The sequence below is a fragment of the Staphylococcus sp. HMSC62A08 genome (genome assembly GCF_001839105.1).
GTDB classification, from domain to species: domain Bacteria; phylum Bacillota; class Bacilli; order Staphylococcales; family Staphylococcaceae; genus Staphylococcus; species Staphylococcus caprae.
In genome coordinates this window covers 192,687-208,127 of record NZ_KV840031.1, presented here as the reverse complement: position 1 = coordinate 208,127, position 15,441 = coordinate 192,687, and the positions used below count along the sequence as shown (strand labels likewise).

The 15,441-nt window shown below is 33.2% G+C and carries 15 protein-coding genes, 1 pseudogene and 1 riboswitch; of the genes and pseudogenes, 3 read left to right on the top strand and 13 right to left on the bottom strand.

What is annotated here, in order from left to right:
• Positions 1-11: 11 nt before the first annotated feature.
• From accC to HMPREF3264_RS04735, 8 genes and pseudogenes are all read right to left on the bottom strand, one after another.
• Positions 12-1,370, bottom strand: coding sequence for an acetyl-CoA carboxylase biotin carboxylase subunit (gene accC, locus HMPREF3264_RS04770; protein WP_044466723.1), 1,359 nt, complete (start codon positions 1,368-1,370; stop codon positions 12-14).
• Positions 1,370-1,843, bottom strand: coding sequence for an acetyl-CoA carboxylase biotin carboxyl carrier protein (gene accB / locus HMPREF3264_RS04765; RefSeq protein WP_002443055.1), 474 nt, complete (start codon positions 1,841-1,843; stop codon positions 1,370-1,372). The genes accC and accB overlap by 1 nt, the downstream gene beginning before the upstream one ends.
• Positions 1,844-2,093: 250 nt before the next feature.
• Positions 2,094-3,242 (bottom strand): acetylornithine transaminase, encoded by a 1,149-nt coding sequence (locus HMPREF3264_RS04760; RefSeq protein ID WP_070872138.1) that lies wholly within the window; start codon positions 3,240-3,242, stop codon positions 2,094-2,096.
• Positions 3,239-3,982: an acetylglutamate kinase gene (gene argB, locus HMPREF3264_RS04755; protein WP_070872136.1), complete on the bottom strand. Its 744-nt coding sequence runs from the start codon at positions 3,980-3,982 to the stop codon at positions 3,239-3,241. The genes HMPREF3264_RS04760 and argB overlap by 4 nt, the downstream gene beginning before the upstream one ends.
• Positions 3,983-3,991: 9 nt before the next feature.
• A complete protein-coding gene (gene argJ / locus HMPREF3264_RS04750; protein WP_070872134.1) occupies positions 3,992-5,185 on the bottom strand; it encodes a bifunctional glutamate N-acetyltransferase/amino-acid acetyltransferase ArgJ in 1,194 nt (397 codons plus the stop codon).
• A 16-nt stretch (positions 5,186-5,201) separates the two neighbouring features.
• A pseudogene (gene argC / locus HMPREF3264_RS04745) lies at positions 5,202-6,225 on the bottom strand (N-acetyl-gamma-glutamyl-phosphate reductase).
• Between the two features lie 160 nt (positions 6,226-6,385).
• A complete protein-coding gene (gene efp, locus HMPREF3264_RS04740) occupies positions 6,386-6,943 on the bottom strand; it encodes an elongation factor P (RefSeq protein WP_002443060.1) in 558 nt (185 codons plus the stop codon).
• Between the two features lie 26 nt (positions 6,944-6,969).
• Positions 6,970-8,031: a M24 family metallopeptidase gene (locus HMPREF3264_RS04735; RefSeq protein WP_070872132.1), complete on the bottom strand. Its 1,062-nt coding sequence runs from the start codon at positions 8,029-8,031 to the stop codon at positions 6,970-6,972.
• Positions 8,032-8,134: 103 nt separating this feature from the next.
• Between HMPREF3264_RS04735 and HMPREF3264_RS04730 the strand changes: the two genes are divergently transcribed.
• On the top strand, positions 8,135-8,713 hold the full coding sequence (locus tag HMPREF3264_RS04730) for a hypothetical protein (protein ID WP_070872130.1): 579 nt from the start codon (positions 8,135-8,137) through the stop codon (positions 8,711-8,713).
• A 13-nt stretch (positions 8,714-8,726) separates the two neighbouring features.
• Positions 8,727-8,945, top strand: coding sequence for an SA1362 family protein (locus HMPREF3264_RS04725; RefSeq protein WP_002443063.1), 219 nt, complete (start codon positions 8,727-8,729; stop codon positions 8,943-8,945).
• A 105-nt stretch (positions 8,946-9,050) separates the two neighbouring features.
• On the opposite strand, the gene HMPREF3264_RS04720 is transcribed toward HMPREF3264_RS04725, so the two are convergent.
• Positions 9,051-9,881: a lipoate--protein ligase family protein gene (locus tag HMPREF3264_RS04720; protein ID WP_002443064.1), complete on the bottom strand. Its 831-nt coding sequence runs from the start codon at positions 9,879-9,881 to the stop codon at positions 9,051-9,053.
• A 160-nt stretch (positions 9,882-10,041) separates the two neighbouring features.
• On the opposite strand from HMPREF3264_RS04720, the gene HMPREF3264_RS04715 reads away from it, so the two are divergent.
• Positions 10,042-10,428 carry a rhodanese-like domain-containing protein gene (locus HMPREF3264_RS04715; RefSeq protein WP_002443066.1) on the top strand — a complete coding sequence of 129 codons (387 nt, stop codon included), beginning with the start codon at positions 10,042-10,044 and terminating at the stop codon, positions 10,426-10,428.
• 244 nt (positions 10,429-10,672) lie between these two features.
• Here HMPREF3264_RS04715 and gcvPB read toward each other — a convergent pair whose 3' ends face one another.
• The 4 genes from gcvPB to HMPREF3264_RS04695 form a co-directional block, all read right to left on the bottom strand.
• Positions 10,673-12,157 (bottom strand): aminomethyl-transferring glycine dehydrogenase subunit GcvPB, encoded by a 1,485-nt coding sequence (gene gcvPB, locus HMPREF3264_RS04710; RefSeq protein WP_070872128.1) that lies wholly within the window; start codon positions 12,155-12,157, stop codon positions 10,673-10,675.
• Entirely contained in the window at positions 12,150-13,496 is a 1,347-nt protein-coding gene (gene gcvPA / locus HMPREF3264_RS04705) for an aminomethyl-transferring glycine dehydrogenase subunit GcvPA (protein ID WP_070872126.1), read from the bottom strand. The genes gcvPB and gcvPA overlap by 8 nt, the downstream gene beginning before the upstream one ends.
• Before the next feature lie 17 nt (positions 13,497-13,513).
• Positions 13,514-14,605, bottom strand: a complete 1,092-nt coding sequence (gene gcvT / locus HMPREF3264_RS04700; protein ID WP_070872124.1) for a glycine cleavage system aminomethyltransferase GcvT — start codon at positions 14,603-14,605, stop codon at positions 13,514-13,516.
• Positions 14,606-14,681: 76 nt separating this feature from the next.
• A riboswitch (glycine riboswitch) is annotated at positions 14,682-14,833 on the bottom strand.
• Positions 14,830-15,339 carry a shikimate kinase gene (locus HMPREF3264_RS04695; protein ID WP_070872122.1) on the bottom strand — a complete coding sequence of 170 codons (510 nt, stop codon included), beginning with the start codon at positions 15,337-15,339 and terminating at the stop codon, positions 14,830-14,832. (Overlaps the previous riboswitch by 4 nt.)
• Between the last annotated feature and the right edge of the window lie 102 nt (positions 15,340-15,441).

The following is a 15,441-nucleotide window of genomic DNA, read 5'->3' as shown; positions in this document are numbered from 1 at the left end:
TCTATAACCTCCTATGATTGATTATCACTCATAATATTATATTTCTCTAAGAATTTAGTGTTAAATTCGCCACTTCTAAATATGTCATTATTTAAAAGTCTTAAATGGAATGGAATAGTTGTATCTATCCCTAGTACTAAATATTCACTTAAAGCTCGAACACCAGTCATAATTGCTTCATCTCTCGTAGGTTCATGTACGATGAGTTTAGCTACCATAGAGTCATAATACGGTGGTATTGTGTAATTAGTATAACATGCTGATTCGATTCTTACTCCGAAACCGCCTGGTGCTAGATACTGAGTGATTTTACCAGGTGAAGGCATAAAGTCTTTATATGGATTTTCAGCATTGATACGAAATTCTATTGCATGACCATTGATAGTGATTTCCTCTTGTTTAAATGGTAAAGCTTCACCCATAGCTACTTTTAATTGTAATTTAACTAAATCCACACCCGTAACCATTTCAGTAACTGGATGTTCTACTTGAATACGTGTATTCATTTCCATGAAATAGAATTTATCATCATCAAGGTCATAAATAAATTCGATTGTACCAGCATTTTCATAATTGACAGCTTTTGCAGCTCTTACAGCAGCATTACCCATCTCTTGTCGTTTTTCTTCGCTAAGAATTGGAGAAGGTGCTTCTTCAACTAATTTTTGCATTCTACGTTGTATTGTACAATCACGTTCCCCTAAGTGAATGACGTTACCATAACTATCTCCAATAATTTGTATTTCTATATGTCTAAAGTTTTCAATGAATTTCTCAAGATATAAACCACCATTACCGAAAGCAGTTTCAGCTTCTTGTTGGGTCATACGGTAGCCAGTTTCAAGTTCTTTTTCATCACGTGCCACGCGAATCCCTTTACCGCCGCCACCTGCAGTTGCTTTAATGATTACAGGATATCCAATTTTTTTAGCGACTTTCTTAGCATCATCAATACTTTGAATAAGTCCTTCACTTCCTGGAACAACAGGAACATTCGCTTTAATCATTTCTGCTTTAGCTACATCTTTAATTCCCATTTTTTGGATAGATTGATAACTAGGTCCTATAAATTTAAGTTGACACGCTTCGCATAATTCTGCAAAGTCTCCATTTTCAGCTAAAAAGCCATAACCAGGATGGATACCATCACAGCCAGTAGAAGTTGCTATAGATAAGATATTAGGTATATTCAAATAAGAGTCTTTAGATAAAGTAGGTCCGACGCAATAAGCTTCATCAGCAATTTGAGTATGTAATGCGTCTTTATCTCCTTCAGAATATATCGCTACTGTTTGAATACCTAAATCGTGAGCTGCGCGAATAATTCTAACAGCAATTTCACCACGATTAGCAATTAAAATCTTATTCATTATTTCACCTTAAATAACGGCTGGCCATACTCTACCATTTGTCCGTCTTCTACTAAAATTTCTACGATTTCACCTGATGTTTCAGCTTGAATTTCATTGAATAATTTCATTGCTTCTAAAATACATACAGTTGAATCATTTGAAACTTTGTCCCCTACTTGAACATAAGCATCTTCTTCTGGTGATGGTGATTTATAGAATGTACCTACCATCGGTGCATTGATTGTTTCGTAATTATCACTAGCTGATTCTTGTGTATCATTCCCTGCATCAGCTGACACTTGAGGTTGTGGTGCCGCTTGTGGTTGAGCAATTTGTTGTGCTGGTTGTTGAGCGACTTGTGGCGTAATAATTTCAGTTTCCTTTTCTTTTTTAAGATTTACTACGCTACCTTTATTATCCTCAATATTTATTTCTGTTAAGTTAGATTGATCAAGAATTTCAATTAATTCTTTTATTTCTTTAAAGTTCATTTCGTACTGACTCCTTAGGTTTGTTTTCATCTACCCGTCTATTTTACTTGAGTAAATCACTCAATTCAAGCATGTTCATACGATGACACATGGATAACTAGCATAATAACTTATTATTTTGGAAAAGGATAACCAAAATTAAAAGACTGAAGCATTTACGCATTAAATTATAAATATTAAAATAATGCGCATGATTTCTTCAGTCTTAAAGTATAAATGGGCAATTTCTTATTTATTGCATAACCCATAGTTATTGTTCTAAATCCAGTTCATTAAAACTTTCCTTAAGAATTGAAACGCCCTCTTCAATTTGTTCATATGTAATTGTTAAAGGTGGTAAAAGACGGATTACATTTGTGCCGGCAGTTAAAACAATTAAACCTTTTGTTCTTGCTTTAGAAACTATTTCGTTTATATTGCATGTCGTTTCTATCCCTATCATTAATCCCTTTCCACGAATATCAGTTACACGTGGATAATCGATGAAAACTTTATTTAAACAATTTAATAGATATTGACCTTTATGATAAACACTTTCTAGAAAATTTGAATCATTAACAATTTCTAGCGTTTTAAGTGCTGCCGCCATTGCTAGTCTATTGCCACCAAAAGTTGTACCATGGCTACCATAACCAAACGCGTCACTAATATTTCTTTTACCGAGTAGTGCACCTACAGGTATGCCATTACCTAAACCTTTAGCTAAAGTGATGATATCAGGACTTATATCATAGTGCTCATACGCAAATAACTTTCCAGTTCTGCCTATACCTGTTTGAATTTCATCTATAATCACTAGTATGTGATGTTGGTTACAAAATTCTACCAATTGCTGAATGAAGGTTTTGTTTGCAGGCCTTACACCAGATTCGCCCTGAATAAGTTCGAGCATTACTGCTGCTGTATCCTTCGTGACTAAAGATTTAAATGAAGAGAAATTGTTGAATTCAGCAAATTTAAATCCTGGAACAACAGGTTCAAAATTTAATTTGATCGCATCTTGACCAGTAGCTGACATTGAACCATATGTACGTCCATGAAAAGATTGATGAAAAGCAATGATTTCAGTTTTGCCAGTCGTTTTTCGAGCAAGCTTAATCGCTGCTTCGTTTGCTTCAGTCCCACTATTACAAAAGAATGCCACATAGTCATCAGTTCTAATTAATTTTTCAGCAACTTTTTCTTGTAGCTGACTTTTGTAAATATTTGGCGAATGCCAAATGAGTTGTAATTGTTGTTCTACGGCTTCTTTTACATCTTCGTTAAATCCTAAATTGGTTACGCCAATTCCTGATGAGAAATCAATATATGAACGACCAGTTTGATCGATTAACTCATTGCCATTTGCTTTAATAAATTCTATATTTGCACGCAAGTAATTTTTAAATAGATAGCTCATTTTATATCACCTCTGATTATCGTACCTGATTTCAAGTTGTTACTAATCATCACCCGTGCTACACCTGATTGGACAGTATGGATAGCACTTTCTACTTTCGGTATCATGCCACCTTTAATAATATTATCTCGAATTTTATCTTTTGCTTGATGGATTGTTAACGTATCTATGACGGAATTATTATCAATTACTCCAGGTACATCAGTCATTAAGATGAGTTGTTCAGCTTTCAAAGTTATTGCTAATGAAGTTGCCAAATAATCGGCGTTAATATTTAACCATTCATCTTTATCGTTGACGCCTAAACTTGCTAATACTGGAATTGCATTGTGAGAGGTGATTGTTTTGAGGATACCAACGTTAATTTCTTTTACTTTTCCAACATATCCATACAAATCTTTATTCAGAAATTGGGCTTTGACTAAGTCTTTTAAAATATCTGTACATTGAACGATATTTAAGTTGGTCGTTTTCAATTGATGGATAAGTTGTTTGCCTACTTTATCCACTAAAGCGTGATAAATCAAAGGTAAGTCTTCTTTAGAAGTAATTCTAATGCCATTTACTTTATGAGTTATATGTTTATGTTCTTGAAGGGTTTGGCTAATCACTAAACCTCCTCCATGAACTATAATCATTTGCTTATTTTGTTCATGCCATTTTACAATTTGTTCTATAAATTCCGAGTTCAAATTTTCAGTAGCTATACCTCCAATTTTTATGACTATAATATTCTTCATGTTGCCCTCCTATGTTGTATATAATGCATTAATTTTTACATAATCATATGACAAGTCGCATCCCCAAGCTTTTCCCTCGCAATGACCATCATTGAGATTCATATGTATAGTGACTTCATCCTTGCTCATGATATCTTGCATTTCTTCTTTGTCGAAATGGATTGGAGAAGATTTAGAAAGCACGGTAATGTTTCCTATTGCAATATCTATTTGATTAGGATTGAAAGTTGTGTCTGCGTATCCTACTGCAGCAATAATTCTTCCCCAATTAGGATCTTCGCCAAAAATAGCAGTCTTAACTAAGCTCGACCCTACGATACATTTAGCTATCATACGTGCTGATTCAGAATTTTGTGCACCTGTGACATTGACTTCTATTAATTTGGTTGCGCCTTCCCCATCTTTTGCAATCTTTTTTGCTAAATCTTGCATAACATGAAAAAGCATAGCTTTAAACTTAGTATAGTCAGATGTGTTAGGTAAAATTTCTTTATTGTTTGTACATCCATTCGACATGACAATGACCATATCATTTGTTGAGGTATCTCCATCTACAGTAATTTGATTAAATGTAATCTGTACGATTTCGCTAAGTGCTTGTTGAAGTGTTTGGGTAGATATGTTTGCGTCGCAAGTAATGAATGCTAGCATTGTAGCCATGTTTGGGTGTATCATTCCGGAACCTTTAGCAACACCTGCCATCGTCACGATATCTTTATCAAATGTTTCTGTAACAACACACGTTTTTGTATCTTTATCTGTAGTTAATATTGATTTTGCGAAATCATCAGCATTACCGTTGATAACAAGCTTTGAAAAACCATTTTCAAGAATATTCATTGGCATCATTTCACCGATGACACCTGTAGAGGCTACACCGACGTATTCTTTTTTAATTTGTAGTTTTTCAGCAGCCCGTTGTTGCATTGTATGAGCATCTTGTAGTCCCTGTTCACCAGTACAAGAATTAGCTATTCCAGAGTTAACGACAATTGCTTGCATTTGACCTTCATTTTCAATACAAGATTGAGTTAAAATAAGAGGTGCCGCGATGACTTTATTAGTTGTAAAAACACCCGCAACATTGGCAGGGACTTCTGATACTATCCATCCAAAATCTAATTTCTTTCTTTTAAATCCTGCATGAAGTCCGTCGGCTGAGAAACCTAATGGACTAGCAATATTACCTTCAATCACTTTCATATTTCATACCACCCAACTATAGATAAAATGGAGAAGATTCAAGACCTTCTGTTTCATTAAAGCCGTACATTAAATTTAAATTTTGTAGAGCTTGACCTGCTTGCGCCTTTTATTAAATTATCAATAACAGAAACAATTGTGAGTACTTGTGTGTGTTTGTTATATTGAAAGCCAATATCTGTATAATTGGAACCAACAACATCATGTAATTCTGGAATTGATTCTTTAATTCTTACGAAAGGTTTGTCTTCGTATATTTTTAAATAAGCATCTCTAATGTCTTCCGGGTTGGAGTTTCTATTAAGTCGACAATAAATTGTTGCGACAATGCCTCGGTTAAGTGGTAATAAAGATGTAGAAAACTGAATATTCTGTATATTTGGATTAAAAATTTTTAACGCTTGAATAATCTCTGGGATGTGTTGGTGCGTATTTAACTTATATGTAGTGTAATTATTATTAACATTTACATAATGTGAGATGTTCGATAATGCTTTTCCTGCTCCAGACAATCCACTCTTTGCATCCACAATAATAGAATCGATATCAATTAGGCGGTTTTTTATTAAAGGAATTAAAGCCAGTTCAGTTGCAGTCGCATAACATCCAGGATTTGCAATGAACTTTTGATGATTTAAGTCAGTAAATTCTGCTAAACCATAAACAAATTGAGTCTGAATGTCTTTGTCGACAGGTGTTTTATGATACCAATTTTCATATAGATCAGTACTTAAGCGATGGTCCCCTGATAAATCAATGACAGGAAAATTTGCTTCTACAAAAGCTCGTGATAAGTTTTTAGCAACGCCACTTGGTGTAGCGAAAAATACTATCTCAGATTGTTTCATAATATAACTACTATTAAACGGTTCTATTTTTAAGTCACATATCCCTTTTAAATGTGGAAAGATATCGGAGATTGATTTACCAATCTCTTTAGTAGCATGAATCGAAGCAATAGTGATACGTGGATGATTGAGTGCTAAGCGTAATAGTTCTAAACCTGAATAACCTGTAATACCAACAATAGATATGTGCATATTTAAACCCCTTTATGTATTATTATGTAATATTATACATATATTATACTATTTTACAACGTTAAAATTGAATGAATATACATCACAAAAGAAACCCCTAAAGTATACTACATCTATGGATGCAGCCTTTAGGGGTTGGAAAATTATAAAGTATTAAAAGTTATCCTCTTGAAATGTAACTTCCGTCACCAGTATTAATTACTAAAATATCACCTTCATTAACGAATAAAGGTACATTTAAAGTATAGCCAGTTTCCACAGTTGCAGATTTAGTTGCACCTGTAGCTGTATCACCTTTGATACCTGGTTCTGTTTCAGTTACTTCTAGTTCAACTGTCTTAGGTAGTTCAACTCCAATGATTTCACTTTCATATGATTGAACTTGAACTTCCATATTTGCTTTTAAATAGTTTAATTCATCTTTTAAGTAGTCGCCAGGTAATTCGATTTGATCGAATGTTTCATTGTCCATGAAAATATGATTATCGCCATCAGCGTATAAGTATTGCATACGACGATTTTCAATCATCGCTTGTTCAACTTTTTCGCCAGCTCTAAATGTTTTTTCTTGGATTGCACCTGTTCTTAAATTACGTAATTTTGAACGAACAAATGCTGAACCTTTTCCTGGTTTTACGTGTTGGAAATCAATTACTTTCCAAATTCCATTATCTACAGAAATTGTTAAGCCTGTTTTAAAATCATTTACTGAAATCATTCAGTCTCCTCCTCAATTATACGCGCTTACTCTAAAATAATAAGGTCTTTTGTGCATTTAGTAAAGACATCACAGCCATTTTCCGTAATTAAAATGTCATCTTCAATTCTAACGCCACCCAGACCATCGACATAAATACCGGGTTCAATTGTAACACAGTTATTGACTTGTAACTCGCCTGTGCTATTTTTAGATAGCAATGGGCCTTCATGAATATCTAAACCAATACCATGTCCTAAAGAATGACCAAATTCTTGACCATAACCGTGTGCGTCGATGTAATCTCTTGATAATGCATCGGCTTCTTGAACAGTCATGCCAGGGCGAATTTCATCAATCGCTTTAATTTGTGATGACAACACGATGTTGTAAATCTCTTTCATCTTAGGATCAGGTTCTCCTATCGCAAACGTTCGTGTAATATCAGAGCAATAACCTCTATAGTATGCTCCGAAATCTAGTGTAATCATATCGCCTTTTTCGATAAGTTTATCACTTGCAACACCGTGTGGTAAGGCACCTCTATATCCTGATGCTACTATTGTATCAAAAGATGGTCCATCTGCACCTAATTCTAACATTTTACTTTCAAGCAATGCCTTGATTTCTCTTTCGCTCATACCCACTTTTACTACAGTTAAAATATAGTCATACGTTTTGTCTACAATTTCTGCAGCTTTTCGTATCAGTTTAATTTCCTCTTCACTTTTCACTTCTCTAATTTTATCGATAGAATCAGAAATACTAATTAAAGTAATCATCCCTTTATTTAATTCAACATATGTATCATAACTAATTTGATGGCCTTCAAATCCAATATTAGATAATTGCGCTTGTTCTAATATATTTTTAATTTCTGTGATTAAACCATTTTGGCGATTGATTATTTCAAATTCTGGAGCTTGTTTAGTCGCCTGTTCAATATATCTAAAATCAGTAACCAGATAATTCTTATTATGCGTGATAATTAACGCACCACTTGTACCAGTGAATCCTGAAAGATATCTTCTGTTGAAATCAGACAAAACAATCATTGCATCCAAACGTTTATGATTTAAGATTTCATGAACTTGTTCCAATTTATTCATTTATATCACTCCTATGTTAACGTTTGTACATTTTTATTTTATACATTAAAATGATAGCATAATTAATAATGAGAATAATAGTTTTTGGTTTAGGGAGAATACAATGAAAAAGTTTATATTAGTGCTTGGAGCATCTTGTTTGTTAGCGGGTTGTGGGAGCCAAAATTTGGCACCCTTAGAGGATAAAACCACTAAATTACGAGATAATAACCACCAACTTAAGTTAGATATACAGCAACTTAATCAAGATATAAGTAACCAAAAATCAAAAATTGCTGGATTACAACAAGATAAAGAAAATAGTAAAAAAACGTCCTCTAATAAATTAAAAATAAAAAATTTAAAAGCATCTTCTGATTATTATGATAAAATCGCTAATGCGATTGGTGATTATAGAAATGTTGAGTCTGACGTTTCCAAGAATAAAGGTAAGAAAGATGTACAGGATAAGTTAGATAAAATTTCAAATGAAATTGATGAAGCATATTCTAAATATAAAAGTTCTATAGATAGTGATTCAAAATCTGAAGAAGATAAACAAAAAAGAAAAGAAATCAGTAAATTTGATAAAGATTTATCTAGTGCTATGGATAAAATCCGAAATGGCTATCAATCTAAAGATAGTAAGCAAATTAAAAAAGGTCAGCAAAAACTTGCGACTGTAAGTTCCAATATAAGTTAATAGGAGTTTTTAAATGCGTCATATCATTTTTTATATCGTTTTAGCAATAGCTGCTTTTGGTTTAATCATGAATTTAGATGAATTTCTATTTTCTATTGTTAAAACTTTAATCAGTTTTGCAGTGATAGCGTTAATCATTTATCTTATATATTACTTCTTCTTTTTAACAGAAGACCAAAGAAAATATAAAAGAGCTGCAAGAAAATATAAACGAAGAAACAAGAAACATTAGTAAATAAAAGCATTGAAGTTAATTCCATGTTCCCTTTTCAAAGTGAATTTGAGGGTGAAATACATGTAGAACAATTAACTTCAATGCTTTTTTATTATTATAATTTTATTTTCGATACATCCATTCGTCAGAACGATACTTTTCTTCTAATTCTTTGACTTCAGCCATTTGTTGGTCAGAGAGTTTTAACGGTTTGAAATCAATATTTAACCCAGTCTTGAACCCTTCTTCAAATGCTTGTTCCATCTCTTCTAAAGTAATGTGCTTTTCTGATATGTCATTGATGGCTACTGCTTTTTCTACAAAAGCCTCTTTCATTTTTGCTTTTAATCGGTCATTTTTAAAAATAAACATATCAAATAACTCGTCTATATCAATATCTTGTAAAATAGACCCGTGTTGCAAGATAACCCCTTTTTGTCTTGTTTGAGCACTTCCAGCAATTTTTCTACCTTCTACAACTAATTCATACCAACTTGGTGCATCAAAACAAACGGAACTTCTTGGTTGTTTTAATTTTTCACGTTCTTCTTTTGAACGAGGTACAGCAAAATAAGTTTCAAAACCTAAATTTTTGAATCCTTCAAGCAAACCCTGAGAAATTACACGATAAGCTTCAGTTATAGTTGAAGGCATATTTGGATGAGATTCAGGTACAATAACGCTATAAGTTAATTCTTTGTCATGTAAAACGCCTCTACCCCCAGTTTGACGTCGAACTAAACCAAATCCTTTTTCTTTAACTTTTTCAATATCTATTTCTTTCTGTAATCTTTGGAAATAACCTATTGAAAGTGTTGCTGGATCCCATGTATAAAATCGTATTACAGGATCAATTTCTCCTCTTGAAACAAAATTAAGCAGTGCCTCATCCATAGCCATATTGTAATATGGATCTTGACTACCTGTATTGATAAAATTCCAAGTTTCAGTCATAAAAAAACCCCTAACAAAATGTTTGAAATCTAAACCATTAAGTATATCTATGTATATTAAGATTATATGATTAAAACATAAACTCACACGTAAAAATATTTTGATAAATTGCCCTAACAGTCTTATAATTATAATATCGGTTAATTAGGGAGGATGCAAGATGAGTATCTCTTTGTACATTGCAATTGGAATCATAGTGATTATCATTGCATATATGGTCGTCCAACAGATTTTTAATAAACGAGCTGTAAAAGAATTAGACCAAAATGAATTCCACAAAGGATTGAGAAAAGCTCAAGTAATAGATGTTCGGGAGAAAGTGGATTATGATTATGGACATATTAATGGTGCACGAAACATTCCAATCACAATTTTTAAACAACGTTATCAAGGATTAAGAAAAGATCAACCTGTTTATTTATGTGATGCAAATGGAATTGCAAGTTATCGTGCCGCTCGTATATTAAGAAAAAATGGATTTAAAGATATCTATATGCTAAAAGGCGGATATAAAAAATGGACAGGTAAAATTAAATCGAAAAAATAATTTTACGATAACATTTATCCGTGAATTAAAATTTACCCTCGAAGATGATATGACAATGTCATTATTTTCGAGGGTATCTTTATATCTATTTGAATATACAAAGTTCGTTGTGAACTTGGATTAAGTGATACTTTAAGATAAGAGAAAAATCCAGTATTTGATTATAGAAGAAGCCAATAAATGAACTTGATTTAAAAATTCATTTATTGGCTTTAATTTTTAGGGCGACGCTTCCCCTATTTATTTAGTGTTCGATAGTCTTTTCTTCTTTTAATTCTTCAAATTTAAGAATTGGTTTACGTGCTGCTGTAGTTTCATCTAATCTATCAATGATAGTAGTATGTGGCGCTTCCAGTACTATATCTGGGTTTTCTTTGGCTTCCTCAGAAATTTGAATAAGTGCATCTACAAAGTGATCTAATGTCTCTTTAGATTCTGTTTCAGTCGGTTCAATCATCATGCCTTCTTCAACATTTAGTGGGAAATAGATTGTTGGTGGATGTACGCCAAAGTCTAGTAACCTTTTAGCCATATCTAAAGTACGTACACCGTATTGTTTTTGTTTGTTTCCACTTAAGACGAATTCGTGTTTGCAATATTGTTCATAAGGAATTTCAAAATGGTCTTTCAAACGTGCTTTAATATAATTTGCATTGAGTACTGCAGCTTCTGAAACTTCTTTGAGTCCTTCTGCGCCCATTGTTCTAATATAAGTATAAGCTCTTAAATAAATACCAAAGTTACCATAGAATGGTTTCACTCTACCGATGGAATTTTGAATATCATTATCATATTTATAAAAATCTCCATCTTTGATAACCATTGGTTTAGGTAAGTAACTGGCTAGTTCTTTAACAACCCCAACTGGTCCAGAACCAGGTCCGCCACCGCCATGAGGTCCGGTAAACGTTTTGTGTAGGTTTAAGTGAACTGCATCAAATCCCATGTCGCCAGGTCGAACTTTATCCATAATTGCGTTTAAGTTCGCGCCATCGTAGTAAAGTAATCCACCAGCTTCATGAACGATTTCTCTAATATCCATAATATTTTTCTCGAAAATACCCAAAGTATTTGGATTGGTTAACATAATCGCAGCAGTGTTGTCATTAACCACTCGTTTTAAATCTTCAATGTCAACCTCGCCACGTTCGTTTGATTTAACTGTTACTGATTTAAATCCAGCAAAAGATGCTGAAGCTGGGTTTGTACCGTGTGCAGAGTCTGGTACGATGACCTCGTCTCTGTGGCCTTGACCCTTGTTTTCATGATACGCTTTGAAAATCATTAAAGCTGTCCATTCACCGTGTGCACCAGCAGCTGGTTGTAGCGTTACTTCATCCATCCCAGTGATTTCTTTTAATTCTTCTTGCAAACTATAAATAATTTCTAAAGAACCTTGGATATGTTCCTCTTCTTGAAGTGGATGGGATTCGCTAAATCCGGGTATTCTAGCAACCTTTTCATTTACTTTAGGATTGTATTTCATTGTACAAGATCCTAGAGGATAAAAACCTGTATCAACACCAAAGTTTTTATTTGAAAGTTCAGTGTAATGACGAACTAAATCGAGTTCTGCAACTTCTGGAAACTCAGCTTTCTCTTTTCGAACAAATTTATCATCTAAAACAGAGGAAATTGAAATGTCCTCAATATCACTTTGTGGTAATGAATATGCATATCTTCCTTTTTTAGATCTTTCAAAGATAAGTGGGCTTGATTTTCTAACCATTTAATTCACCAGCTTTCTGAACGAATGTATCAATTTCATCTTTGGTTCTTAATTCGGTTACGGCTACAAGCATATGATTCTTGAAATCACTTGATACTTCACTTAAATCAAAGCCACCGATATAACCTTCATCTGCTAATTTTAAATTTACTTCTTTGATTGGCTCGTCAAATTTAACTACAAATTCATTAAATGAATTACCATCTAAAACTTCAAATCCTTGAGCTTTAAATTGATTTTTTGCGTAATTTGCATGTTTTAAATTTTGGACTGCTATGTCATAGATACCTTGTTTACCTAATGCTGACATAGCAATAGAAGAAGCTAAAGCATTTAATGCTTGGTTAGAACAAATATTTGAAGTAGCTTTATCTCTTCTAATATGTTGTTCTCTAGCTTGTAACGTCAATACAAAGCCACGATTGCCTTCTTCATCTTTAGTTTGTCCTACTAAACGACCAGGTACTTTACGCATCAATTTTTTAGTTGTAGCAAAATAACCACAATGTGGACCACCAAATTGTGTAGGAATACCGAAAGGTTGTGTATCCCCTACGACGATGTCAGCGCCAAAAGCTCCGGGAGGTGTTAATAAGCCTAAAGCGAGTGGATTGGCGTATACGATGAATAATGCTTTCTTATCTTTAATAAAGTTGTTTATTTTTTCAAGATCTTCAATTGAGCCGTAGAAATTTGGGTATTGAACGGCTACAGCAGCTGTATCATCATCAACAGCTTGTTCTAACTTTTCTAAGTCTGTAATTGTTCCATCTAGGTCGATTTCAACCACTTCAAATTCTTTACGTGTTTTAGCATAAGTATGGAGGACTTGTAATGCTTGATAATGTAATCCCTTTGAAACAACGACTTTGTTCTTTTTAGTATGGCTGAATGCTAAAATACAAGCTTCCGCAAAACTTGTCATACCATCATACATTGAGGAGTTTGCAACATCCATTTCTGTTAATTCACAAATTAAAGTTTGAAATTCAAAAATAGCTTGTAATTCACCTTGAGAAATTTCTGGTTGGTATGGTGTATAAGCCGTATAAAACTCTGATCTAGAAATCATCGCATCTACAACAGCGGGAGTGTAATGGGGGTGGGGGGGGGGGGGTAAAAATGATGCATGTGTTTCCTTTGTGATATTTCTGTTCGCAAGAAGGTTAAGTCTTCTAACTAAACTTGTTTCTGCTTCACCTTTTTCAATATTTAAATTTCTATCTAATAAAATATCGGCTGGGACATCACCAAATAATTCTGAAATTGATTTTGCTCCAATAGTATCTAGCATTTCTTGCTTGTCTTGATCTGTTAAAGGTATATAACGATGACTCACTATTTACACCCCTCTGTTTATTTAGTAATTTGATTTTTCTTCACAATTTTAGCTTTAACTTGTCGTTTACGAACTTGAACAAGCACTTCTTTTCCCATTTCAAATGCATCTCTATCGATAATAGCCAAAGCAATTGATTTACCTGATGAAGGAGATTGAGTACCTGAAGTTACTACTCCGATTTGATTACCCTCAAGGTTTAGTACCTCATAACCCGTTCTCGCAATACCTTTGTCGAGTAATTCTAGTCCAACAGTTCGTTTAGTAGAACCATTTTCCTTTTGGTCTTTTAGTACTGATTTACCTATAAAGTTGTCTTCGATAAGTGGTTTCGCTGCAAATGCAATTCCACCCTCATAAGGTGTAATAGATTCAGTTAAATCTTGACCATGTAATGGTAAACCTGCTTCAAGACGTAATGTATCACGAGCACCTAATCCACATGGAACTACATTATGTTTGAGTAATTGATTCCATATATCCACTGTGTCTTCAGATTTACAGTAAATTTCAAAACCATCCTCGCCTGTATAGCCTGATTGAGAAAGAATTACCTTTTTACCAAATAAATCGACATTTTGTTTAAACTCAAACATTTTCATATCGCTAACATCGATATCTACATTTTCGTTAACAAGGTCTCTTGCTTTAGGTCCTTGTATAGCAAGTTGACCGTATTCATCAGAAGTATTATTAACGTTAACATCAAAATTTTTACTCTGTTTAGAGATCCAATTAAAATCTTTGTCAGTATTTGCTGCATTAACAATTAATAAAAATCGATCATCTGCTAATTTATATGTAACTAAATCATCAATGATGCCACCTTCTTCATTACATAAAGCAGTATACATTGCTTTATTATCTGTAAGGTTGTTCGCATCGTTTGATAGGATATATTGAACAAATTGAAAGGCTTCATTACCAGATATTTCTATTTCGCCCATGTGGCTTACATCAAATAAGCCTATTTCATATCTAACAGCATTATGCTCTTCTTTAATACTTGAAAATTGAACAGGCATCGCCCATCCACCAAATTCAACTATTTTTGCACCGCTATCTATATAATTTTGATACAAAGGCGTCTTTTTTAATTCTTCAGTCATTTGAAAACCTCCTATAAATATTTAAAAAACAGAATAGCTTAAAAGCTACCCTGTTTAAATAATCCATCCAGGAACGCGTTACAGTATTATCCTTTTGCCTGAGAGTTTCGTTATATAATTTGATATAACTTGCACCTTCGGCGATAAAGTTAAATTTTAACAATATTCTAAAAACATTAACTAGAATATTACTTTATATTTTACTTTATTCTCTCTAATACTGATCAATCGCTAGATAATTTTTCTATAATTTCCTCATATATCTCTGAAACTGTAAGTCCACTATTCACCTTGATGAATGCGATTTCATTATATCTTGAAATCCTTGATAAATACAAGGCATTTAGTTGTTCAAGCGTCTTGTTTTTGGCGTTTGGTCTATGTGGATCACTCACAATGCGACGATAAATAACGTCGATATTACAATCTAGCCAGATAACATGTCTTTGCATTTTAAGTAGTGCTAATGAGTCGCTATTCTCAATTATACCTCCACCTGTTGAGATAATATCGAAAATATCTAAACACTCTTTTAAATACTTAAATTCTAATTTGCGAAATTCTTGCTCGCCTTTGTCATTGAAAATATCTGGAATTGATTTCTCTTCATTTAATTCAATGTATTGATCTAAATCAACATAACTTAAATTTTGTAACTCAGAGAGATATTGTCCAATAGTTGTTTTACCAGTGCCCATAAAGCCAATGAATATAATAGGTACTTTATTCTTCATCAATTTTAATCTGCCTTTTTTAACTTATTAACGATAACTTTATTGTAGTAAATATCTAAGTTATGTATTGTCTTTAATTTTAAACCATATTGAGTCATATAA

What these genes read in the sequence shown, in the direction of transcription:
- HMPREF3264_RS04735 (WP_070872132.1), bottom strand. Translation starts at nt 8,031, where the DNA reads ATGAATAAATTGGAACAAGTTCATGAAATCTTAAATCATAAACGTTTG.
- HMPREF3264_RS04720 (WP_002443064.1), bottom strand. Translation starts at nt 9,881, where the DNA reads ATGACTGAAACTTGGAATTTTATCAATACAGGTAGTCAAGATCCATAT.
- HMPREF3264_RS04725 (WP_002443063.1), top strand. Translation starts at nt 8,727, where the DNA reads ATGCGTCATATCATTTTTTATATCGTTTTAGCAATAGCTGCTTTTGGT.
- HMPREF3264_RS04730 (WP_070872130.1), top strand. Translation starts at nt 8,135, where the DNA reads ATGAAAAAGTTTATATTAGTGCTTGGAGCATCTTGTTTGTTAGCGGGT.
- accC (WP_044466723.1), bottom strand. Translation starts at nt 1,370, where the DNA reads ATGAATAAGATTTTAATTGCTAATCGTGGTGAAATTGCTGTTAGAATT.
- HMPREF3264_RS04715 (WP_002443066.1), top strand. Translation starts at nt 10,042, where the DNA reads ATGAGTATCTCTTTGTACATTGCAATTGGAATCATAGTGATTATCATT.
- argB (WP_070872136.1), bottom strand. Translation starts at nt 3,982, where the DNA reads ATGAAGAATATTATAGTCATAAAAATTGGAGGTATAGCTACTGAAAAT.
- argJ (WP_070872134.1), bottom strand. Translation starts at nt 5,185, where the DNA reads ATGAAAGTGATTGAAGGTAATATTGCTAGTCCATTAGGTTTCTCAGCC.
- gcvT (WP_070872124.1), bottom strand. Translation starts at nt 14,605, where the DNA reads ATGACTGAAGAATTAAAAAAGACGCCTTTGTATCAAAATTATATAGAT.
- HMPREF3264_RS04695 (WP_070872122.1), bottom strand. Translation starts at nt 15,339, where the DNA reads ATGAAGAATAAAGTACCTATTATATTCATTGGCTTTATGGGCACTGGT.
- gcvPB (WP_070872128.1), bottom strand. Translation starts at nt 12,157, where the DNA reads ATGGTTAGAAAATCAAGCCCACTTATCTTTGAAAGATCTAAAAAAGGA.
- efp (WP_002443060.1), bottom strand. Translation starts at nt 6,943, where the DNA reads ATGATTTCAGTAAATGATTTTAAAACAGGCTTAACAATTTCTGTAGAT.
- HMPREF3264_RS04760 (WP_070872138.1), bottom strand. Translation starts at nt 3,242, where the DNA reads ATGAGCTATCTATTTAAAAATTACTTGCGTGCAAATATAGAATTTATT.
- accB (WP_002443055.1), bottom strand. Translation starts at nt 1,843, where the DNA reads ATGAACTTTAAAGAAATAAAAGAATTAATTGAAATTCTTGATCAATCT.